The organism is Acidovorax sp. K2F (assembly GCF_025246485.1).
Taxonomy (GTDB): Bacteria; Pseudomonadota; Gammaproteobacteria; order Burkholderiales; family Burkholderiaceae_C; genus Acidovorax; species Acidovorax delafieldii.
The window spans coordinates 97,880-110,498 of record NZ_JAOBSQ010000060.1 but is presented as its reverse complement, the minus strand read 5'-3'; the positions used below and the strand labels follow the sequence as shown (position 1 = coordinate 110,498).

The window sequence follows — 12,619 nt, the reverse complement described above, 5'->3', positions numbered from 1 at the left end:
GCATGACCCCCTGGACCCTGCAGCGCCGCCAGTTCGTGGCGGGCGCCGCCGCCCTGGCCACGGCTGCGCTGGGCGGGTGCGACCGCGCCGTGCCGCCGCTGGAAGGCGGCTTCACCGGCATCAACATGGCACGCGGCCACCAGCTGCGTGAGTGGCTGGCGCGCGGCACCTGGCCCGAGCCCGCCGTGGTGCGCCGCGCGCAGGTCATCATTGCCGGTGGTGGCGTGGCGGGGCTGGCCGCAGCGCGTGCGCTGCGCCTGGCAGGCGTGCAGGACTTTGCGCTGCTGGAGCTGGAAGACACCGCAGGCGGCAACAGCCGGGGCACTGGCGTCAACGGCATCACCTGCCCGCAGGGCGCGCACTACCTGCCCGTGCCTGGCGACGACGCGCGCGAGGTGCAGGACCTGCTGGAGGAGCTGGGCCTGCGCCAGCGCGTGGCCGGGCGCTGGCAGTACGACGAACGCCACCTGTGCCACAGCCCGCAGGAGCGCCTGTACTTCGATGGCGAGTGGCAGGACGGCCTGCTGCCCGTGCAGGGCGTGGGCGAGGCCACGCTGGCGCAGTACCGCCGCTTTGCCCAGGCCGTGGACGCGCAGGCCCGCGCCGCCCGGTTTGCCATGCCCGCACTCAAGCTGTGGACCGCCAAGCGCCCACTGGCGCCCAGCCAGCAGGCGCTGGACGCGATGACGTTTGCCGCCTGGCTGGCGCAGGAAGGGCTGGACGATGCCCACCTGCGTTGGTACCTGGACTACTGCTGCCGCGACGACTACGGCGCCGGGGCCGACCGTGTCTCGGCCTGGGCGGGCATCCACTACTTTGCCAGCCGCCATGGCTTTCATGCGCCCGGCGAGGCCGTGGACGAAGCGCGCGAGAGCGTACTCACCTGGCCCGAGGGCAATGGCTGGATCACCCGGCGTCTGGCCGAGCCGCTGGCCAACACGTCCCACGGCGGCGGCCAGCTGCGCACCGGCACCAGCGTGCTGCGCATTACCGAAGGCCGCCACGGCGTGGAGGTGGATGCGTTCAATCACGCCACCGACAGCGTGGAGCGCTGGCAGGCGCCACGCTGCATCGTGGCGCTGCCCGTCTTCGTGGCGGCGCGCGTGGTGCAGAACCCGCCTGCCTTCCTCACCGGGGCGGCCCAGCGTCTGTCGTGGGCGCCCTGGCTGGTGGCCAACATCCACATCCAAAGTCCGCTCACCGACCGCCCCGGCGCTGCGCCGGCCTGGGACAACGTCCTGTATGCCGACCCCACGGCGGGGGGCCTGGGCTATGTGAACGCCGGCCACCAGCGCCTGGACACCCGCGCCACGCTGGCGGGCCCGACCGTGCTCACCTACTACCAGGCGCTCGGCGACCTGCCGGACGCCCGCCAGCAACTGGCCACCCACCCCTGGCAGCACTGGGCCGACGCCGCCCTGGCCACCCTGGCGGTACCGCACCCCGACCTGCGCCAGCGCGCCACGCGCGTGGACATCACCCGCTACGGGCACGCCATGTCCATCCCCACACCGGGTTTGCAGCAGTTTTTGAGCCAAATCGGCCTGGAGCGCAAGTCTTTCATGCCCAAGGTGCTATCAAATGGTGAGCGTTCCGCCTGGCTGCCCACGCCCACCACCGCGCGGCTGGCGTTTGCGCATGCCGACTGGTCGGGGTATTCGGTGTTTGAAGAGGCCTTCACGCGCGGGCACGGCGCGGGGCTGGTGGCTGCCGCCAGTTGATTCCTTGGTGCGGAGGATCCCTAGCCGCGCTGCCCGTCCCACCACAGCCCCAGGCACAGCGCGACGCCCACGGCGTACAGCAGCCAGGTGGCCGAGACCACGTAGGGATAAAACATCAACGCCACGCCCCACCAGCGGGTGCGCGGCTGCTGCGCACGCTTGCCGTGCCAGTACGCCGCCATGCCGATCAGGCCAAACAGGATGGCGCCCACGATGTAGGCCGGGCTGGGCAGCTCCAGGCCGAGGGATTGCAGTGCAGAGAGGGTTTCCATGGCGGGTGCGCAGGCCGTGCGGGTGGGGTGAGGCAGGTGTGATCCCGGCCAGCGGCAAAAGGTCCGTGCATGTGCCCGATTCGGCGTTGCCTGGTGGGGGGCGTTGGAGAACCGCTTTTCATGGCGGTGTCACAGGGCGGCGGCATCGTTCACGGTTTTGGCTCTCTTCCCCTTGACCACCATGTCCCGACTGTCCCAAATTGCCGCCTGCGCAGCGCTGCTGTGCGCTGCCGCCACCCCCGCCATCGCCCAGCAGGCCTACCCCGCCACCCTGGCCGGCCACGCCGTGCTGCCCGCGCTCACCGTGGTTGCCGCGCCCAAGGACGCGCCGCAAGACCTGCAGGTGGCCGGCAAGTTCACCACCCCCCGCCGTGTGGACGCCGTGGGCAGCGTGATGGGCCAGTCGGGCGGCCGCGACACAGGCGTGTCGCTGCCCTTCCAGGGCCAGCCCCTCCAGGGCCACTCGGGCATCAAGCGCATGGCCGACGGTTCGTTCTGGATCCTGACCGACAACGGCGCGGGCTCCAAGGCCAACTCGCCCGACTTCATGCTGCACCTGAGCCACTACACCGTGGACTTCAAGAGCGGCCAGTTCAACCGCCTCAAGACTGTCTTCCTGCACGACCCCGACAAGAAGGTGCCGTTTCGGATCACCCACGAAGGCACCGACAAGCGCTACCTGACAGGCGCTGACTTCGACCCCGAGAGCTTCCAGTTCGCCGGTGGCGCACTGTGGATCGGCGAAGAGTTTGGCCCCTTCCTCATCAAGGCCGACCTGAACGGCAAGGTGCTGGCCGTGTTCGAGACGCAGGTGGACGGCAAGGTCGTGCGCTCGCCCGACGCCCCCGGTGTGCTGATGCCTGGTGCCCCCGACGCCAAGCCCACGCCGTTTGAAGTCAAGCGCTCCAAGGGCTACGAAGGCATGGCCTCCAGCAAGGACGGCAGCAAGCTCTACGCGCTGCTCGAAGGTGCGCTGTGGAACGACAGCGCCAAGGCGTACGAAAACGTGGGCGGCAAGCAGTACCTGCGCGTGCTCGAATTTGACGTGAAGACCGAGCAATGGACCGGCCGCCACTGGAAGTACGTGCTGGAGGCCAACCACCACGCGATTGGCGACTTCAACATGATCGACGGCACGACCGGTTTGATCATCGAGCGCGACAACGGCGAAGGCACGGCCGACAAGGCCTGCCCCGAAGGCCAGAAGCGCACGGATTGCTTCCACGACCTGGCCAAGTTCAAGCGCGTCTACAAGGTGGAGATGAGCGACGCCAACGTAGGTGGCGAGATCCGCAAGGTGGGCTACATCGATCTCATGAACATCCAGGACCCTCAGCGCCTGGCGCGCAAGCCGCTGAACAGCGGCGTGCTCACCTTCCCGTTCTTCACCATCGAGAACGTGGACATCGTGGACAGCACGCACATCGTGGTGGGCAACGACAACAACCTGCCCTTCAGCAGCAGCCGCGACCCCAACAAGGCGGATGACAACGAACTGGTGCTGCTCGAAGTGGGCGAGTTGCTGCGCGCAAGGTAAGGGGCACCCCCCTGAGACGCTTCGCGTCTTCCCCCCGCTCTCGCGCTGCGCGCGGGCAGGGGGACGCAGCCCTCGCTCGGCTGCCCCGGGCTGGGTCGCGCCGGTTTTGGGCGCTGCGGGCAGGTGCGAGGCCCCGTTAAGACCGGTGTTTGGGGGCTCCAACCCTCGGGACACCTTTGAATGCTGCGGGTGGCAAAATTCCCGGCTCCCGTTCCAACGTACCCGGAAGCCGCGCCATCATGTTCACAGGCATCGTCCAAGCCACGGCAGGCATTGCCGCCATCCACGACCGCGCAGGGTTGCGCACGTTCACGCTCGATTTCCCTGAGGGCTTCTGCCAGGACCTGGCCATTGGCGCCAGCGTGGCCACCGATGGCGTGTGCCTCACGGTCACCGAGATCCTGTCGCCCACGCAGGCCAACTTCGACGTGATGCTGCAGAGCCTGAATATCACCACGCTCGGCAGCTATGGCCAGGGCGACCGCGTGAACGTGGAGCGCGCGGCCAAGGACGGCGCCGAGATTGGCGGCCACCCGCTGTCGGGCCATGTGGACTTCACCGGCACGCTGATTGAGCGGCGCGAGTTCGACAACAACCTGGTGTGGCGCGTGGCCGTGCCCGAGGCGTTTCGCCGCTACATCTTTGCCAAGGGCTACATCGCCATTCACGGCGCCAGCCTCACGGTGGCCGAGGTGAACCGGCAAGAGGGCTGGTTCGAGATCTGGATGATCCCCGAGACCCGCCGCGCCACCGTGTTCGAGAACAAGCAGGTGGGCGACCGCCTGAACATCGAGATCGAGCGCAGCACCCAGGTGGTGGTGGACACCGTGCGCGAGGCCGTGCAGGAGAGCCTGGGCCGCCTGCAGCCGGTGCTGGAGGCGCTGCTGAAGGAAAAGGGCCTGTCGCTGGACGACTTCGTGCAGGCGCCCGTGCTGCCGCACTGATCGAACCAAGCTCACTTATGTCCGTGGTGGTGCGCCCGCTGGCGCTGAGCGACCTGTCCGATCTGCTGGCCGTGCAGCTGGCCTGCTATGGCGAGGGGTTTGTGGAGAGCGGCGAGGTGTTTGCCCGCCGCCTCGCCAGTCCCGCCAATTGTTCGCTGGTGCTGGAGCAGGGCGGCACGGTGTGTGCCTACCTGGCGGCTTACCGCAGCGTGCGCTGCAAGGTCACCCCGCTGCATGGCGACTTTGAAGCCACTGCCCAGCCCGACACGCTGTACCTGCACGACATGGCCGTGCTGCCTGCCCATGCGGGGCAAGGCCTGGCCCACGCGCTGCTGCAGCCCCTGTGGGCGCAGGCCCGCGCAGAAGGGCTGCGGCACAGCGCGCTGGTCTCGGTGCAGGGCTCGCAGGCCTACTGGCAGCGGCAGGGCTATGCGCTGCGCCCCTTGCAGGACGCCACCCAGCAGGCCTGCCTGGCCAGCTACGGCGAAGGCGCGGTGTACATGGCGCGAGCGCTGTAGACCTTATAGGCGCAGCGTCACCCGCCCTCGTCATAATGCCCGCCATGCCCCACCGCTGGAAACCCAACGTCACCGTGGCCGCCCTCATCGAGCGCGATGGCCGCTTTCTGCTGGTCGAGGAAGAAACCACCGACGGCCTCAAGCTCAACAACCCTGCCGGCCACCTGGACCCGGGCGAGTCGCCCATCCAGGCCTGCGCGCGCGAGGTGCTGGAAGAAACCGCCCACGACTTCGAGCCCACAGCGTTGATTGGCGTGTACCTCAACCGCTTCACCAAGACGCGCACGGGGGACGACATCACCTACATGCGTTTTGCGTTTGCGGGCACGCTGGGCACGCACCATGACTGGCGCACGCTCGACACCGGCATCGTGCGCACGCTGTGGCTCACGGCCGACGAGATCCGCGCCTGCCCCGAGCGCCATCGCAGCCCCCTGCTGCTGCGCTGCCTGGAGGACTACCTGGCGGGCCAGCGTTTTCCGCTGACGCTGGTGCACACTGACATTTCGGTGACGGAACCCTCTGCGCAATAGCGCCAGGCGGCAGCGCGAAAAAGTTTTTGGACGGCATGTAACCCGCAGTACGCGGGGGACGAATTACCAGGCAGAGAGCGCTCAGTTGTGCAGCGTGATCTACCCGCTTCATTCATCCCTCAACGTTTACGGAGTTACTCACCATGCTGTCTACCCAAGCCAAGTCCACCGCCTCCTTTGCCCTGTCTGCCGCCCTGCTGGCACTGGCATCCACCAGCTTCGCAGCGGATCTGCCCAAGGGTGCCAAAGGCGCGGCCATTGGCGCCAACGACACCGTGCACTGCTACAACGTGCACGACTGCAAGGGCAACAGCGACTGCTCCACGGCAGAGCACAGCTGCAAAGGCCAGAACGCCTGCAAGGGCCACGGCTTCAAGGCCAAAACAGCGGCTCAGTGCTTGATGGAGAAGGGCACCATCGGCGATATCAAGGGATAAGGCAACAAGCCCCTCTGAGGCGCTGCGCGCCATCCCCCCAGGGGGACACCGCCAGCGCGGCGGGGCGGCCCTTGCGCGGCGGTGCTGGCATCAGGGCGTGCCAGTCTCGGCGATCATGCCCAGTGCCCGCACTTTGATACCTTGATTTCGCCATGGCACATGACCTCATAGCTACGCGCGGCACCGGCTTTGGCCTGGGGCTGCGCACGCAGCACTACGCCGATTTCCTCGCGCGCAAGCAGCCGCTCGACTGGCTGGAAATCATCACCGACAACTACCTCATCGATGGCGGCAAGCCGCTGGCGGTGCTCGATGCCATCCGGCGCGACTACCCCATGGCCATGCATGGCGTTGCGATGTCCATCGGTGCGTCGCAGGGCGTGGACGTGCCGTATCTGCAGCGCGTGAAGGCGCTGGCCGACCGCATCGAGCCGTTGTGGGTGTCCGACCACCTGTGCTGGACGGGCCCTGGCCCCGAGCAGTTGCACGACCTGTACCCGCTGCCTTACACCGACGAGTCTGCACGCCACGTGATCGCGCAGATCCGCCATGCGCAAGACGTGCTGGGCCGCAGGCTGGTGCTGGAGAATGTGTCGAGCTACGTCCGCTACCGGCAAGACAGCGCGAGCGAGTGGCAGTTTCTGGCCCACATTGCTGAGAAGGCCGACTGCCTGCTGCTGGTCGATGTGAACAACATCTACGTGAGCAGCGTGAACCATGGCTTTGACCCGCTGACCTACCTGCACGCCTTGCCAGCACACCGGGTACAGCAAATTCACTTGGCTGGGCACAGCGACAACGGCGACCACATCATCGACACGCACGACCACCCGGTGGCGCAGCCGGTGTGGGACCTGTACGCCCAGGCCTGCCAGCGCTTTGGCGCCGTGGCCGCGATGATCGAGCGCGACGACCACATTCCGCCGCTGGCCGAGCTGCTCGATGAAATGGCGACGGCGCGGCGCATAGCGGCGCAGCACATGGCGTCGCCCGAACCCGCTGCCGCTGCAGCGTTGCCCTTGGCCCCCGCAGTGGACCCGCTGCCACTGGCTGCGCTACAGCGCCACTTCGCCGATCAGGTGCTGGCCGACGCGCTGCCGCAAGCCACACCCGATGACCCTGTCACCGGGCGCCTGCCCATCTACCACCATGCCTACCGCGCACGGCTGTCCGAAGTGCTGGCAGACACCTATGCCAAGACGTTTCTCTACATGGGCTCAGACAGCTTCGACGCACATGCCCGCGCGTTTGCGGTAGCGCGTCCGCCGCACACGCGCAGCCTCAACCGCTACGGCGAAGGCCTTGTGGAAGCGCTGCGCACGCAATACCCCGACAACCCCGAGCTGCATGAACTGGCCCAGCTCGACTGGGATTTGCGCACCCGCTTTGACAGCGCCGATGTACCGACCCTGGAGACTGCGGCAGCTCAGGCATCGGACCCCTGGACCACCCGCCCCGGTGTGCTGAACCCCAGCGCCTTGCTGCGCACGATCACGACGAACGTCGTGGGCGTGTGGAACGCCATCCACACGGATGACGACGTGCCCGAGGCCGTGGCTCTGTCTGCACCGGCCACGCTGCTGGTCTGGCGCAAAGGGCACCAGCTGCACTTTCGCACGCTCGACGCGGCCGAGGCCGCCTGGGTGCAAGCGCTGCACGCCGGCGCCTCGGTGCACGACGCCTGCGCGGCGCTGCTGGGCAGCGGCCTGTGGCAGGGCGACCCCATCGTGCTCGGCGGCTGGCTCGCGCAGCTGCTGGACGATGGGTTGGTGCAGGCGGATGGTGCTGTGGAGGCATTGCGCGGTGCCGGCCCTTGTTAGTCCGCCGTCAGCTTGCGCTCCTTGATGATGGTGGCCCACTGGGTCGATTCCTTCTTCATGAAGGCCGTCAGCTCGGCGCGTGTGGTGGGCTGCGGCGTGAGACCGTGCTTGTTCAGCGCCTCTTTCACGCCCGGGTCGTTCAGCACCTTCACGATCTCCTGGTTCCAGCGGTCCAGCAGCGGCGCGGGCGTTTTGCCCGGCGCCACAAAGGCGTACCAGTTGAGCGCCTCAAAGCCCGGATAGCCCGACTCCGCCACGGTAGGGATGTTGGGCAGGTAGGCCGGGCGCGTGAGGCCGGTGGTGGCAAGCGGTATGAGCTTGCCCGTCTCCACATGCGGCAGCGCAGTGGGGGGCGCGGCAAAGTACGAGGTCACGCGCTCGCCCAGCAGGTCCTGCAGCGCCGGGGCGCCGCCCTTGTAGGGCACATGGGTCATGTCGATGCCGGCGCGCTGGTTGAACAGTTCACCCGCCAGGTGCGATGCCGAGCCCGCGCCGGTGGAGGCAAAGTCCACGCTGCCGGGCTTCTTCTTGGACAGCTGCACAAACTCGGCCAGCGTCTTCACGCCCGCGCCCTTGTGCACCACCAGCACGTTCGGAAAGTTCACCCCGCCCGACACGGCGGCCAGATCCTTGAAGGGGTCGTAGTTCACCTTCATCAGGTGCAGCGCAATGGTCAGCGGCCCCACGGACCCGAGCAGCAGCACCGAGCCATCGGTGGGCGCATTGGCCACGAACTGGTGCGCGATGTTGCCGCCCGCGCCGCCCTTGTTGTCCACCACCACCGACTGGCCGATGTTCTCGCCCAGCTTCTTGGCAATCAGGCGCGCCGCCGCATCGGCCGCGCCGCCTGCGGCAAAGCCCACGACGAGCGTGACGGGCTTCTTGGGCGGGAAATCCTGCGCGTGGGCAGCGCCGGACAGTGTCGCGGCAGCGGTGGCAACTGCCAGCGCGCTCATCAAGAGGGTGCGTTTTTTCATGGGGGTCTCCTTCATCGTGGATGCTGTGGTGATCGTGGGGTCAGTCCGCGCCTAAACCGATGGGGTTGGGCTGTCGCTTCTCCACCGCATGGCGCAGCAGCGAGGCGGTGCGGAAGATGCCGTGCGCAAACTTGCCGTAGGGCATGGTGGCGAACAGCGCCATCACCGCGCCCAGGTGCAGGCACAGCAGCAGCGGCAGGCCTGCGGTGCCACGCGCGGCCCACAAGGCCAGGCCGCTGGTGGCGGTGAGGAACAGCAGGGCGATGAAGGCGCGGTCCATGGGCTTTTGCGCGGCATCGCCGTGTTGCGGGTGGCGGCGCAGGTTCAGCCGCCAGAGGCCGGCCGTGCCAATCGCCAGGCTGATGCCGCCCAGCCCGCCCAGCAGCTTGGGCAGGCTGGGCAGGTCGTACGGTGCAGGCAAGGCCAGCAGGTAGTGGTACAGCGTCGCCACGCTGGTGGCCGCAAAACACAGCATGAAGCCGTAGAACGTGAGGTGGTGCATGCGCCTGCGCGACAAGGTGTAGGCATCGTCCTCGTTGTGGCAGCCATCGCCATGGCCGCCGTCCAGGTACTTGAGGCGCAGCACGGCATCGGTGGCCTCGGCCGTGGCGGGCGCGCTCAGCGGCGCGCCGCTGGTGGCGGGCGTCACGTCGCGCCAGAAGCGGCGCACGCCCAGGCCCAGCGCCAGCACGGCGAACAGGAACACGGGCGCAAACAGGCCCACCAGCAGGTTGTGCGGGAAGATGCCGTAGAAGCCGCCCACAGGGGCCCGCCACAGCGCGGCGATGCCCTGGCCATGCAGCACCACGGCCAGCAGCAGAAACAGCGTGAGCCCGGCCACCAGCGCCAGGGCCAGGGTCAAGCCGTTGCGCTGGTACAGCTGGCCCAGCGCAGGCGGCCAGGCGTAGTCGGCATAGGTCTGGCCGCGCACCTGGGCCATGGCCTGCGGAATGTTCACCGCAAACTCATGCGGTGGCGCGTACTGGCAGGCGTGCAGGCAGGCGCCGCAGTTGTGGCACAGGTTGGCGATGAAGTGGATGTCGGCCTTGCCAAATTCCAGCCGCCGCGTCATGGCGGGGAACACGGCGCAAAAACCTTCGCAATAGCGGCAGGCGTTGCAGATCTGCAGCTGGCGCGCCACCTCGATTTCGGGGGCTGACAGCACAATGCCGCCATTCGCCAGCGCCCGGGCGTCGCGCGTCAGGGCCTCAAGCGTTTGCATGGTTTGCTCCTTGTTTTGTAGCGTTTGAGGCATGTTCGACTGGCGCTACCGGGCGTTTTGAGGCCAAAGCTGCCTGCGTGCCCGCAATGCGGCCAAACGCAGTGCCAATGCTCATGCCCACGCCGGCGGTGTAGCCCTTGCCCAGCACGTTGCCGGCCATCATTTCGCCCGCCACAAACAGGTTGGGGCTGGGCTGGTTGTTAAAGCGCACCGCAGCCGTGTCGTCGGTGTGCAGGCCCAGGTACGTGAAGGTGACGCCGGGCTTGAGCGCATAGCCGTAGAACGGTCCGGTGTCGATGGGCCGGGCCCAGTGTGTCTTGGCGGGCGCCACGCCTTCGGTGTGGCAGTCGTCCAGCGTGGTGTGGTCGAACTGGCCCACGCGGCAGGCGGCGTTGTAGCCGGTCAGCGTGCGCATGAAGGTGTCCACGGGCAGGCCGAGCTTTTGCGCCAGCTCGGGCAGGGTGTCGGCCTTCACGCCCGGGAACACGGGCGGCATGAAGCGGCCGATGGCCTTGCTGTCGATGATGGAGTAGCCGATCTGCCCCGGCTGCTGCGCCACCAGGCGGCCCCAGATGGCATAGCGCTTGGGCCAGAAGTCCTCGCCCTCGTCGTAGAAACGCTCGCCATTGCGGTTGACCACCACGCCCAGAGACACGCAGTCGATGCGCGTGCAGATGCCGCCGTCGTACAGCGGCGCGCGCGCGTCGATGGCCACCATGTGCGCCTGCGTGGGGTCGCCAATGCGGTCGGCGGCGTGGTCGTCGAGCAGGTGCTTGAGCAGCACCCCCTTGTTGTAGGCCGTGCCGCGGATCAGGAAGTTGTCAGCCGGCCACTCGCCGCGCTCATTCTGTCCCCAGGCTTCGCGCAGCCACTCGCGGTTCGATTCAAAGCCGCCTGCGGCCAGCACGCAGCTCTTGGCGGCAATGCGCTCGCCGTTGGCCAGGTGGGCGGCGACGAAGCGGGGGCCCTCCATCTCGATGCGCTCCACGGGCGCTTCGTAGCGGATCTGCACGCCCAGCTGCTCCGCGCTGCGGTAATACGCATTGACCAGCGCCTTGCCGCCGCCCATGAAGAACGCGTTGGTGCGCGCCACATGCAGCGTGCCTGCCAGCGCGGGCTGGAAGTGCACACCGTGGCGGCGCATCCAGGGCCGGCAGGTGCTCGACTCGCGGATCACCAAGCGCGCCAGGTGTTCGTTGGTCAGCCCGCCTGTCACCTTGAGCAGGTCTTGCCAGAACTCTTCCTCGGGGTAGGCATCGACCAGCACATCCTGCGGCGCATCGTGCATGCAGCGCAGGTTGCGCGTGTGGGCCGAGTTGCCGCCGCGCCAGGCGCGCGGGGCGGATTCGAGCAACAGCACGCTGGCGCCGGCCTCGCGCGCCATCAGGGCGGCGCACAGGGCGGCATTGCCGCCACCGATGACGAGCACATCGACCACGGGGGTATCGCCGCTCATGGCCGTTGGCTCCAGGCGGTGCGTTGTGTGTGGGGTAGTGAAGCGGGTGCGGGGCCCATGGGTGTCTCCTGGCGGTTCGCCGGTCGTTCATCGAATTGATGGCGACTGTAGGGAGACGCAGGCCCGCCGTGCAGCGTGTTCAGGTCATGGGGGTATCACGGATCGTGATGGCTGCGGGGTGGCCGCTCAGCCGCCGGTGTCTTGTCCGCCTATCCATGTCGTGCCAAACCACTGACCCGTAGTGACCAATTCGCGCACGCAGTCCGTCAGCACCACGCGCGCGGCCAGCGCGGCGGGCGAGAGTTCTTCGTCGGGCAGGCTGCACAGCAGGTTGACGCGGCGCGCGGGCGCGTCGGTGAGGCGTGCGCACTGAAAGCGCTCGGCCGCATCGGGGTAGCGGCCCATGGCGGCCCAGGGCTGCACGGTGGAGCCCAGGCCCGCGTCCACGGCGGCCATCACCATGGCGAGCGAGTCCACCTCCAGCACCACGTGCGGTGCCACGCGGTCGCGGGCAAAGGCCGTGTCCAGCGTGCTGCGCAGGCCGTGTGGGCCGGTGGGCAGGATCAGCGGCTCTTGCACCAGCTCGGCGACGGTGATGGTTTCCGGCAGCTGCCGGCCACGGGGGTGGCCGGGGCCCTCCCCTCGGTCACGGGCGCAGATGAGGAACAGGTCCTCTTCCAGCAGCGGCGCCATGTCCCAGCGGCGCGTGCCGGTGGCCTGCTGCGCCTGGTGCAGGCGGGTGTCGAACAGCACGGCCAGGTCCAGCTCTCGCGCATGCAGCATGGCTGTGAGGTGGCCCGACATGCTCTCCACCATGTGCAGCCGCACGTCGGGGTAGCGCGTGCGCATGGCCTGCATCAGCGGCAGGCCCAGCACGCCCGACGTGGTGGGCGCCAGGCCCACGGTGACGGTGCCCGACAGCCGCGCCTGCTGCGCCGCGCGCACAGCCTGGTCGGCATGGCGCAGGGTGAGCTGCGCCTCGCGAAAGAACGCCAGACCCGCCTCGGTGGGCGTGACGCCGCGCGGCGTGCGCTGCAGCAGCCGCGTGGCCAGCTCGCTCTCCAGCCGCGTGATCTGCTGGCTGAGCGCAGACTGCACCACGTCCAGGTCCAACGCAGCGCGGCTCATGGAGCCTTGCTCCACCACACGTACGAAATAGCGCAGTTGTCTCAGTTCCATCGG

General features: G+C 68.1%; 12 protein-coding genes. 7 read left to right on the top strand and 5 right to left on the bottom strand.

The genetic code is table 11. The features are described 5' to 3' along the window. Window positions 1-2: 2 nt before the first annotated feature. Window positions 3-1,721 (top strand): FAD-dependent oxidoreductase, encoded by a 1,719-nt coding sequence (locus N4G42_RS24195; protein WP_260668983.1) that lies wholly within the window; start codon window positions 3-5, stop codon window positions 1,719-1,721. A 20-nt stretch (window positions 1,722-1,741) separates the two neighbouring features. Here the strand turns inward: N4G42_RS24195 and N4G42_RS24190 are convergent, their stop codons facing one another. Next, window positions 1,742-1,993, bottom strand: a complete 252-nt coding sequence (locus N4G42_RS24190) for a hypothetical protein (protein WP_056742705.1) — start codon at window positions 1,991-1,993, stop codon at window positions 1,742-1,744. A 181-nt stretch (window positions 1,994-2,174) separates the two neighbouring features. Between N4G42_RS24190 and N4G42_RS24185 the strand changes: the two genes are divergently transcribed. The 6 genes from N4G42_RS24185 to N4G42_RS25610 all read left to right on the top strand — a co-directional run bounded on the left by N4G42_RS24185 (window position 2,175) and on the right by N4G42_RS25610 (window position 7,782). Beyond that, the gene (locus N4G42_RS24185) at window positions 2,175-3,530 is read left to right on the top strand and encodes an esterase-like activity of phytase family protein (RefSeq protein ID WP_260668982.1); all 1,356 of its coding nucleotides are present in this window, start codon (window positions 2,175-2,177) and stop codon (window positions 3,528-3,530) included. Between the two features lie 239 nt (window positions 3,531-3,769). Beyond that, window positions 3,770-4,474: a riboflavin synthase gene (locus tag N4G42_RS24180; RefSeq protein WP_056056705.1), complete on the top strand. Its 705-nt coding sequence runs from the start codon at window positions 3,770-3,772 to the stop codon at window positions 4,472-4,474. Window positions 4,475-4,491: 17 nt separating this feature from the next. Continuing rightward, window positions 4,492-4,992, top strand: coding sequence for a GNAT family N-acetyltransferase (locus tag N4G42_RS24175; RefSeq protein WP_260668981.1), 501 nt, complete (start codon window positions 4,492-4,494; stop codon window positions 4,990-4,992). Between the two features lie 44 nt (window positions 4,993-5,036). Further along, on the top strand, window positions 5,037-5,525 hold the full coding sequence (locus N4G42_RS24170; RefSeq protein WP_056057615.1) for an NUDIX hydrolase: 489 nt from the start codon (window positions 5,037-5,039) through the stop codon (window positions 5,523-5,525). 143 nt (window positions 5,526-5,668) lie between these two features. After that, the gene (locus N4G42_RS24165) at window positions 5,669-5,962 is read left to right on the top strand and encodes a hypothetical protein (RefSeq protein WP_082522271.1); all 294 of its coding nucleotides are present in this window, start codon (window positions 5,669-5,671) and stop codon (window positions 5,960-5,962) included. A 152-nt stretch (window positions 5,963-6,114) separates the two neighbouring features. Then, window positions 6,115-7,782 carry a DUF692 family multinuclear iron-containing protein gene (locus N4G42_RS25610; protein ID WP_313771929.1) on the top strand — a complete coding sequence of 556 codons (1,668 nt, stop codon included), beginning with the start codon at window positions 6,115-6,117 and terminating at the stop codon, window positions 7,780-7,782. Here the strand turns inward: N4G42_RS25610 and N4G42_RS24150 are convergent. The 4 genes from N4G42_RS24150 to N4G42_RS24135 form a co-directional block, all read right to left on the bottom strand. Further along, window positions 7,779-8,759: a Bug family tripartite tricarboxylate transporter substrate binding protein gene (locus N4G42_RS24150; protein ID WP_260668980.1), complete on the bottom strand. Its 981-nt coding sequence runs from the start codon at window positions 8,757-8,759 to the stop codon at window positions 7,779-7,781. The two genes, N4G42_RS25610 and N4G42_RS24150, sit on opposite strands and share 4 nt — an antisense overlap. A gap of 40 nt (window positions 8,760-8,799) precedes the next feature. Further along, a complete protein-coding gene (tcuB, locus tag N4G42_RS24145) occupies window positions 8,800-9,981 on the bottom strand; it encodes a tricarballylate utilization 4Fe-4S protein TcuB (protein ID WP_260668979.1) in 1,182 nt (393 codons plus the stop codon). Further along, window positions 9,968-11,437 carry an FAD-dependent tricarballylate dehydrogenase TcuA gene (tcuA, locus tag N4G42_RS24140; RefSeq protein WP_313771928.1) on the bottom strand — a complete coding sequence of 490 codons (1,470 nt, stop codon included), beginning with the start codon at window positions 11,435-11,437 and terminating at the stop codon, window positions 9,968-9,970. The genes tcuB and tcuA overlap by 14 nt, the downstream gene beginning before the upstream one ends. A gap of 186 nt (window positions 11,438-11,623) precedes the next feature. Then, entirely contained in the window at window positions 11,624-12,616 is a 993-nt protein-coding gene (locus tag N4G42_RS24135; protein ID WP_260668978.1) for a LysR substrate-binding domain-containing protein, read from the bottom strand. Window positions 12,617-12,619: the final 3 nt, after the last annotated feature.

Bases quoted from the DNA above. Each gene is read 5' to 3' on its own strand.
- N4G42_RS24150 (WP_260668980.1), bottom strand. From the start codon at position 8,759: ATGAAAAAACGCACCCTCTTGATGAGCGCGCTGGCAGTTGCCACCGCT.
- tcuB (WP_260668979.1), bottom strand. From the start codon at position 9,981: ATGCAAACGCTTGAGGCCCTGACGCGCGACGCCCGGGCGCTGGCGAAT.
- N4G42_RS24190 (WP_056742705.1), bottom strand. From the start codon at position 1,993: ATGGAAACCCTCTCTGCACTGCAATCCCTCGGCCTGGAGCTGCCCAGC.
- N4G42_RS24135 (WP_260668978.1), bottom strand. From the start codon at position 12,616: ATGGAACTGAGACAACTGCGCTATTTCGTACGTGTGGTGGAGCAAGGC.
- N4G42_RS24170 (WP_056057615.1), top strand. From the start codon at position 5,037: ATGCCCCACCGCTGGAAACCCAACGTCACCGTGGCCGCCCTCATCGAG.
- N4G42_RS24175 (WP_260668981.1), top strand. From the start codon at position 4,492: ATGTCCGTGGTGGTGCGCCCGCTGGCGCTGAGCGACCTGTCCGATCTG.
- N4G42_RS25610 (WP_313771929.1), top strand. From the start codon at position 6,115: ATGGCACATGACCTCATAGCTACGCGCGGCACCGGCTTTGGCCTGGGG.
- N4G42_RS24180 (WP_056056705.1), top strand. From the start codon at position 3,770: ATGTTCACAGGCATCGTCCAAGCCACGGCAGGCATTGCCGCCATCCAC.
- N4G42_RS24185 (WP_260668982.1), top strand. From the start codon at position 2,175: ATGTCCCGACTGTCCCAAATTGCCGCCTGCGCAGCGCTGCTGTGCGCT.
- N4G42_RS24195 (WP_260668983.1), top strand. From the start codon at position 3: ATGACCCCCTGGACCCTGCAGCGCCGCCAGTTCGTGGCGGGCGCCGCC.
- N4G42_RS24165 (WP_082522271.1), top strand. From the start codon at position 5,669: ATGCTGTCTACCCAAGCCAAGTCCACCGCCTCCTTTGCCCTGTCTGCC.
- tcuA (WP_313771928.1), bottom strand. From the start codon at position 11,437: ATGAGCGGCGATACCCCCGTGGTCGATGTGCTCGTCATCGGTGGCGGC.